This is a genomic window from Dactylosporangium darangshiense, from assembly GCF_039537565.1.
Lineage (GTDB): Bacteria > Actinomycetota > Actinomycetes > Mycobacteriales > Micromonosporaceae > Dactylosporangium > Dactylosporangium darangshiense.
This window is the reverse complement of record NZ_BAABAT010000059.1, coordinates 45,485-53,674: the sequence shown is the minus strand read 5'-3', so window position 1 is coordinate 53,674 and position 8,190 is coordinate 45,485. Positions and strand designations below refer to the sequence as shown.

The window sequence follows — 8,190 nt, the reverse complement described above, 5'->3', positions numbered from 1 at the left end:
CCGGCGGCTGTCGTGATCACCATCGGCAGCACGAGCAGGAGCCCGGCGGCGGCCGACAGACTGGTTCTTCTCATTGATCCTCCCATCGAAGGAGAGCTCAGCGGACGTTGAGGTAGTCGACGTTCGGTCCGCCGTTGGCGGTCGTGGCGGTCAGGCGGACGGTGTTGGCGCCGGCGGTCACCGGTACCGTCACGGTCACGTCCTGCCAGGTGTCCCAGTTGGCGGTGGGGTTGAAGGCGACACCGGCGGCCACGACGGTGCCGTTGACGGCGATGTCCATCGGCCGATTGGCGGTCGTGCCGTTGGAGACGCGGAACGTGAGCGTCGCGGTGCCTGCTGCGGGCGCGGTCACCGACCACTGGACGTAGCTGCCGGTGACGTTGGTGTAGTCGACGAAGCCGGTGCCCGAGTAGCCGGTGTGGTTGGTCGCGACGGTTCCCTGCGAGATCGTCGCGTTCTCCGCCTCGTATCGCACGGGCCCGCCGCCGCCACCGCTGGCCGGCACGGTCTGGGTCGCTACGTTCCAGCCCGACACCCGCACCGACGGGGCCGCGCCGGCCAGGTCGCTCGTGCGGTACTTCGCGGTCAGCGTCTTCGACTCGCCCGGCCACAGGCTGATCTCGTTGTCGTCCCACTGGATCGGCAGCACCGGCTTGCCGGCCGCGCCGACCACGTGCGCGTCGACGTAGAACGCCGGCGTCTTGCCGGTCGAGGTGTTGCGCAGCGTGACGGTGGTCGTCGTGGTACCGCCCGCCTCGCTCGACGACGCGGTCGCCGACACCGGCGCTTGCGCCATGCCCGACAGGCCCTTGAGGTTGGCGTAGCTGGTCGTCGGCGCGTAGTACCAGTCGTTGTTCGCCCAGTCGACCGTGTCCGCAGCGGTCGACAGCCAGTAGACGTTGCGGCTGACCTCGGCGCCCGATGCGTCGAGCAGCACCAGCTTGGCGAGGTAGGTGCCGGCGATGCCGCTGATCGATGACGGCACGGTCAGGGCCGTGGCCCGCCCGCCATCGCCCGGCACCGTCAGCGTCGCCGACGTCTGGGCGAACACCTCGGTGCCGTCGGGGTTGTACAGGTTCACCTTGGCGGTCAGGCCGCTCGCCGAGCCGTGCCGTTGGTTGACCACGACGACCGAGCGGTTGTCGTAGGACCACTGCACGTGCAGCGGCTCGTTGGCCTTCTTGGCGCCGTAGTACGCGCCGTTCTGGTCCAGGTAGTAGTCGAACAGCTGCCAGTGCAGCGAGGTCCAGCCGCTGTTGAGCATCCAGTAGATGACGCCGTCGGCAGGGTTCGACGAGTCGGTGAAGTTACGCCGGTAGGACTCGAACTGCGCCCGGACGTTCTCGTACTGCGCCAGCTGCGCCTTGCGCACGTAGTCGTCGAGGCTGGCCGGCGTCCCGTAGCGGCCGGTGATGGCGTTGTCGAAGATCTTCAGCGTGTTGAAGGTGCTCGACGGCGAGCGGTGGTACTGCGTCGCGGTCGGGCTCTGCCACAGCGTGGTCAGCTCGCTGGCGGACATCATCCGCTTGAGCGTGTCCATGGTCGGCACGTTCGGCCCGGCGCTGGTCTCGGAGTTGAAGCCCCAGGCGCCGCCGCTGTCCGAGTGCGCCTTGTCGTACCAGTAGTTCGGCGGGATCCAGTCGTACGGCCCGGTCATCTTCATCCCCGACGAGCCGGTCAGCGGGGCAGAGTTGTCCGACGCCGCGGCGATGACCGGGGTCGACCAGTCGGCCGCGGTCAGCGCGTCCATGTAGTTCTTCTCGATGGTCGCGTTGGGCGCGAAGTCGCTGCCGATGAGGAACGAGATGACGCTCGGGTGGTCGCGCAGCCGGGCGGCCTCAGCGGCCATCGACGCCTTCGCGATCGGGTAGTCGGCCGACGTCCAGGCGTCGCCGGGCTCGCCGCCGTTGACCTGGCCCTCCCACTTGTCGCAGCACTCCCAGCCGGGCAGCGTGAGGATGCCGTACTGGTCGGTCAGGTCGAAGAACTCGTCCGCCTCGATGTGTCCCTCCAGGCGGATCGTGTTGAGCCCGAGGTCGAGCGCGTAGCGCAGCTTGTCCTCGACGTAGCCGGGGTTCCACCGCAGGAACAGGTCCGGCGACCAGCCGCCGCCGCGGATCTGCAGCGGGCGTCCGTTGATGGTGTACCGCCGGTGCCCGCTGGCGTCCAGCGGTGCCTTCACGTCACGCACGCCGAACCGCTCGTGCGCGGCGTCGCCGGCCGTGCCGCCGACCGATGCGGTCAGGCTCAGGTCGTACAGCGGCTGTCCGCCCATGCCGGCCGGCCACCAGACCTGCGGATTGGCCAGCGTCACCGGGCCGAAGGTGACCGTCTTGGTCTCGTGCGCGGCCAGGCTCACCGACTGCGACAGGGCGGTGCCGGCGACGGTACCGGAGACCGTCGCGGTGACCGCGGCGGCGGAGTCGTTGCGCACGTCGGCCTTTGCGGTCAGCGTCGCGCTGTCCAGCGCCGGCGTGCTGAGCCTCGTCACCACGTGGGCGTTGCGCAGCGCCACCGCGCCTGAGCGGCGCAGCGTCACGTCGCGGACGATGCCCATGTTCTTGTCCGGCGGTGTCTGCACCCAGTCGATCCACCCCATCGTGAGGTCGCGGTTGGGGTCGTTCGGGTACACCTTGATGGCGACGCTGTTGACTCCACTGTGGACGACCGCGGTCAGGTCCAGCTCGTGGTCGGTGTAGGCGCCGGCGATCGTGGCGCTCGTGGTGACCTGGGTGCCGTTGACCCAGACGTCGGCCTTGGACAGCACACCGGTCACGTCGACGAACGTGTGCAGCCCGGTCTCGGAGCCGAGCGTGAAGTCCGCGCGATACCACCACGGCACGGTGAAGTCCGCGGTGGGGATCGACTTCATGTTGGTGGAGTAGAACGGGTCGGGGTACACGTTGTTCTGCAGCAGGCCGGCGAGCACGGTCGAGCGGGCGGACACCGGATACCAGCCCGAGGCCGCGTATCCCGGCTGTGAGATGGTGCCGCCGGTGTCGCTGGTCCTGCCGGAGGACTGGATGGCGAAGCCGGGGATCGCGGTCCGCTCGCCGAGCGCGGCGGACACCTGGACGGCGGCCCGCTGCGCTGCCGCCTCCGGGCGGGCCACGGCCGGTGCCGCGCCGTTGCCGGCCAGCGCGACCGCCGTGGCCGCCACGACAAACAGGCGCAACGGGGAACGGGTTCGGGTTTTGAGCAGCATGACGCCTCCCGGGTGATGGGCGGTCTGCGTACACGGGTGTTCGACGGCCTCGCGAGCGTCGGGCGGGCCGGGTCGGCGAACTGTTAAAGAGTCTTACTATTTAATGGCTCTCGATGCTAGGCGCGTGGCTCGGGTGCGGTCAAGACGCCGCGATGTGGGTTGACCTCGGTTGGTGTGCGGTCATAACATCGAGCCTTATCTGTCAGTAAGGTTGCCTTACAGTTGTACCGCAGGCAGGGAGGGAGTCAATGGGCAAACGCAGACAGCGGGCCGTGCTCGCGATGCTCGGCATCGCGGGGCTCGGGTTCGGTGTCCTGATCCCCGCCGCACCGGCGAGCGCCGCACCGACCCGCTACGAGGCGGAGAGCGCGACGATCTCGCAGGGCGTGGTGGAGTCCAACCACCTGAACTTCTCCGGTACCGGCTTCGTGAACAACGACAACGTCGTCGGCAGCTACACGCAATGGACGGTGAACGCCGCCAGCGCGGGCTCGGCCACGATCACGATCCGGTACTCCAACGGCACCACCACCGGCCGGCCCGCCGACATCGCGGTGAACGGCACCGTGGTCGCCGCCGCGTCAGCGTTCAACAGCACCACCGACTGGGACACCTGGGCCAACAAGACGATCACGGCGCCGGTGAACGCGGGCGCCAACACCATCCGCGTCACGGCCACCACGGCCAACGGCCCGGCGAACCTGGACTACCTGGACTTCGAGGTCGCGGCGTCGACGTTCACCGACTACCAGGCCGAGAACGCGACCCTGAACCAGGCCGCGGTCGCGACCAACCACACCGGCTACACCGGCACGGGGTTCGTCGACTACACCAACGTGACCGGCTCGTACGTCGAGTGGACGGTCAGCGCGGCGGCGGCCGGCAGCGTGGACTTCACCATCCGCTACGCCAACGGCACGACGGTCAACCGTCCGATGACCATCGCCGTCAACGGCACGACCGTCGCTTCCGGCCAGGCGTTCAACGGTACCGGCACCTGGGACACCTGGGCGGACCAGAGCTTCACGGCGACGTTCAACGCCGGCACCAACACGATCCGCGCGACGGCGACGACGAGCAACGGCGGTCCGAACGTGGACCGGCTGCGCTTCGGCGCCTCCGGCGGCGGCGGTGGCGGTGCGCCGACCGCGGCCGAACTGCTGGCCAAGGTGAACACGTGCAGCCAGATCTCCAACGGCAAGTACAAGACGGACGAGGACGTGTCGAGCGCGACCGTCGCCGTGTGCCAGAAGACGGGCGCGGTGTTCTGGAAGGCCGACATGGACATCGACTGCGACGGTGTGCGCACCACGCAGTGCAACGAGAACACGGACTGCTGCTTCCAGGCGGACACGTTCTGCCACACGTCGGGCGACAGCCCGCTGAACGCGGCGCAGCTGCCGTACGTCGTGGTCCCCAGCCCCAGCTCGACCTGGAACTACACCAACTACCAGATCGGCTGTGGCACGGTCGTCGCCGTCATCTACAACAACCAGGTGCTCTACGCCGTGGTCGGTGACACCGGGCCCACGGCAATCATCGGGGAAGCGTCCTACGCGACCGCCAACTCGCTGGGCATCAACCCCGACCCGAGCAACGGCGGCACCGACTCCGGCGTGACGTACATCGTGTTCCAGGGCTCGCAGCGGGTTTCCCCGATCGAGAACCACAACAACGCGGTGACGCTCGGCCAGAACCTCGCTCGTACCTTCGTCAGCAACAACTGACTTCGAGAGGGGCTGTGAACCCTGCCGGCGGGTGCGCCCGCCGGCAGGGTCTGTTCACGTGTGCAGCCGGGCGATCGCCGACCGCGCGACCGCGGCGGCCGTGTCCCGCAGGCGGTCCGTGCCCGGCGATCCGGCCGCGGCCGAGGTCACCTTGAGCCGCACGCCGAGCTGCGTGCGGCCGTCGAGCGCCCACAGCTGGTAGGTGCGCACCGTGCCGTCGCCGATCTGGTAGCCGAACGCGCTCGAGCCGACCCCCGCGATGCCCGCCGCGCCCGCGGGCGCGTTCGCGCGCGCGTCGGCGAAGCGCCGGGACGCGCCGGTGGCATCGACACCCACGAGGGCCGTGACGTCCGCGGCGATCTGCAGGCCGTCGCCGGTGAAGGGCCGATCGCAGGTGTACGACGTGTAGTCCGACTTGTCGGTGTGGTCCCCGGCGGCCGGCTGCGTCGCGGCCGCACCCAGGCCGGCGACCGGCCCGAAGTCGACGGCGGCGCACAGGTCGAGCGTCCCGTTCGGCGCGCCGCCGCCGGGCGTGCCGGCCGTGCCCGTGCCCGTAGGGCCGGTCGTGACCGTCGACCCGGAGCCGCCTGCCGCGGACGGGCCGGATGCCCCCGCCGTCGCCGTGGCGGTCGCCGCCTGCGTCACCGCGGCCGAGCCGGGCGCGGAGGCGTTCGCGGCCTCGTTCCGCCCGGCCGGCGCGCCGCCGCCGAGTGTCGCGACGGCCAGCACCGCCAGGACGACGACCACCGCCGCGACCCCTGCAACGGTCCACCATGCCGTCTTGCCGAGCCGCCGTTGCGGGGCAGTCGAGCCATCCATCGGCGCAGTATCGCAGAACCGGACCGCTCGCGTTGAGCGGCATCGATTTGACCTATACCCGTAGGTACAGGTTTACGGTCGTGACATGCGAGTCGGTGAACTGGCGCACCGGACCGGAACCACGGTCCGGGCACTGCGCTACTACGAGGCGGCCGGCCTGGTGGTCCCCCGCCGGCTGGGCAACGGCTACCGGGAGTACGACCCGATTGCCGTGCGCCTGGTCGAGCAGATCCGGACCCTGATGACGCTCGGCTTCAGCGTCGAGGAGACCAGGCCGTTCATCGAATCCATGATCGACAGCGACGGCACCGACGGTCATCCGGCGGCACTGAGCACCTATCGGCGGGCGATCGCCGGCCTGGAGCAGCGCATCGAGCGCCTGACCGGCCAGCGCGACGCCCTGCTGTCGCTGGTGGACGCGACCGCCGGGCCGGCCGTCCCGCCCACGGCCGGCCGGGCCCTCGGGTCCACCAGTTCGGTGGGTCTCGTCGGTGCGCTCATGCCTGGGCTCACCTTCCGGGCTACCGACGGCACCGTGGTCGGACCGGCAAGGTTCGACGGGCACCGCACGGTGCTGTTTCTGTACTCGCTGAGCAGCAGGCCCGGTGTCGCCATGCCGGCCGGCTGGGACGACATACCCGGCGCCCGGGGCTGCACTGTGGCAGCGTGCGGATTCCGGGACCTGCACGCCGAGCTGCTGGCCGCCGGCTGCGACCAGGTCTACGGGCTGTCGGCCCAGTCGACCGGCTACCAGCGGGAGCTTGCCCACCGGCTGCGGCTGCCGTACCCGCTGCTGGCCGACCCCCGCCTGAGCCTGGCCACCGCGCTTCGGCTGCCGACGTTCCAGGCCGACGGGACGACGTACTACCGGCGCCTGACGCTCATCGTGACCGACGGCGTGGTCGAGCACGTGTTCCATCCGGTGACCGAGCCGGCCCTGCACGCCGAGCAGGTGCTGCGCTGGCTCGCCGACCATCCCGACCCGAGGAGCCCTATGACCGCCATCGACACCGTCCACGCCCGGGAGATCCTGGACAGCCGCGGCAACCCGACCGTCGAGGTCGACGTGCTGCTCGACGACGGCTCGCTGGGACGGGCCGCCGTCCCGTCCGGGGCCTCCACCGGCACCGCCGAAGCCGTCGAGCTGCGCGACGGCGACACCGGCCGCTACCACGGCAAGGGCGTGCGCCGCGCCGTCGGCGCCGTGCTCGGCGAGATCGCCGACGCGGTGGCCGGCCTGGACGGCCGCGACCAGGCCACCGTGGACCGGGTGCTGATCGAGCTGGACGGCACCGCCAACAAGTCCCGCCTGGGCGCGAACGCGACCCTGGGCGTCTCGCTGGCGGTCGTCAAGGCCGCCGCGGTCTCCGCCGGGCAGCCCCTGTACCGCTACCTCGGCGGCCCCGATGCCGTCATCCTGCCGCTGCCGCTGATGAACATCGTCAACGGCGGCGCGCACGCCGACAACCCGCTCGACTTTCAGGAGTTCATGATCGCTCCGGTCGGCGCGGCCAGCTTCGCCGAAGCGGTCCGGATGGGTTCGGAGGTGTTCCACACCCTGCGGGCCGCGCTGAAGGCCGCCGGCCAGCACACCAGCGTCGGCGACGAAGGCGGCTTCGCGCCGCTCCTGCGTACCGCGCACGAAGCCCTCGCCTTCATCAGCGCCGCGATCAGCGACAGCGGCTACACCCCGGGCGTGGACATCGCGATCGCGCTGGATCCGGCCGCGTCGGAGTTCTACCGCGACGGCGCCTACCACTACCGCGGCGAAGACCGGGTGCGCACGGTGGCCGAGCACGTCGACTACCTGGCGGAGCTGGCCGAGACGTACCCGATCGTGTCGATCGAGGACGGCGCCGCCCAGGACGACTTCGAAGGCTGGAAAGCCCTCACCGACCGGCTCGGCGACCGCTGCCAGCTGGTCGGCGACGACGTCTTCTGCACCAACGCCGACCTGCTGTACGACGGCATCAGCCGGGGCATCGCCAACTCGATCCTGGTCAAGGTCAACCAGGTCGGCACCCTGACCGAGATGCTGACCACGATGCAGGCCGCGCGGCAGGCCGGTTACAGCGCGGTCATGTCCCACCGCTCCGGCGAGACCGAGGACACCACCATCGCCGACCTGGCCGTGGCGACCGGCTGCGGGCAGATCAAGACCGGGTCCCTGTCGCGCAGCGACCGCACCGCCAAGTACAACCAGCTCCTGCGGATCGAGGAGGAACTGGGCGAACGCGCCGTCTACGCCGGCCGCACCAGCCTCACCGGCCATCCCACGGTTGCCGCGTAACACTCGCAAACCGGCGGCAACGGCACCCAGTGGCGACCATTGCCGCTGGGTGCCGTTGCGCAGCACCTTTGCCGAGCGAACGGGGAGGTCGCGGGGTCCGTCGGACGGTCGATGCGCTGATAGGCTCCAGACCCGCGTCCGCGCCGCGA

General features: G+C 70.3%; 4 protein-coding genes and 1 pseudogene. 3 read left to right on the top strand and 2 right to left on the bottom strand.

The window, feature by feature from the left end; all coding sequences use genetic code 11:
* Positions 1 to 97 precede the first annotated feature (97 nt).
* Positions 98 to 3,205, bottom strand: a complete 3,108-nt coding sequence (locus ABD901_RS51695) for a glycosyl hydrolase 2 galactose-binding domain-containing protein (RefSeq protein ID WP_345141470.1) — start codon at positions 3,203 to 3,205, stop codon at positions 98 to 100.
* Positions 3,206 to 3,453: 248 nt separating this feature from the next.
* Here ABD901_RS51695 and ABD901_RS51690 point away from each other — a divergent pair, with 248 nt between their 5' ends.
* Entirely contained in the window at positions 3,454 to 4,932 is a 1,479-nt protein-coding gene (locus tag ABD901_RS51690; protein WP_345141468.1) for a glycoside hydrolase family 75 protein, read from the top strand.
* 54 nt (positions 4,933 to 4,986) lie between these two features.
* Here ABD901_RS51690 and ABD901_RS51685 read toward each other — a convergent pair whose 3' ends face one another.
* Entirely contained in the window at positions 4,987 to 5,751 is a 765-nt protein-coding gene (locus ABD901_RS51685; RefSeq protein ID WP_345141453.1) for a hypothetical protein, read from the bottom strand.
* Positions 5,752 to 5,836: 85 nt separating this feature from the next.
* On the opposite strand from ABD901_RS51685, the pseudogene ABD901_RS51680 reads away from it, so the two are divergent.
* Both ABD901_RS51680 and eno read left to right on the top strand, forming a co-directional pair.
* Positions 5,837 to 6,670: pseudogene (locus ABD901_RS51680) on the top strand (MerR family transcriptional regulator); the annotation flags it as partial.
* A 75-nt stretch (positions 6,671 to 6,745) separates the two neighbouring features.
* Positions 6,746 to 8,041 (top strand): phosphopyruvate hydratase, encoded by a 1,296-nt coding sequence (gene eno / locus ABD901_RS51675; RefSeq protein WP_345141476.1) that lies wholly within the window; start codon positions 6,746 to 6,748, stop codon positions 8,039 to 8,041.
* Positions 8,042 to 8,190: the final 149 nt, after the last annotated feature.

Coding starts and splice junctions, on each gene's coding strand:
- ABD901_RS51695 (WP_345141470.1), bottom strand. CDS start 3,205: ATGCTGCTCAAAACCCGAACCCGTTCCCCGTTGCGCCTGTTTGTCGTG.
- ABD901_RS51690 (WP_345141468.1), top strand. CDS start 3,454: ATGGGCAAACGCAGACAGCGGGCCGTGCTCGCGATGCTCGGCATCGCG.
- ABD901_RS51685 (WP_345141453.1), bottom strand. CDS start 5,751: ATGGATGGCTCGACTGCCCCGCAACGGCGGCTCGGCAAGACGGCATGG.
- eno (WP_345141476.1), top strand. CDS start 6,746: ATGACCGCCATCGACACCGTCCACGCCCGGGAGATCCTGGACAGCCGC.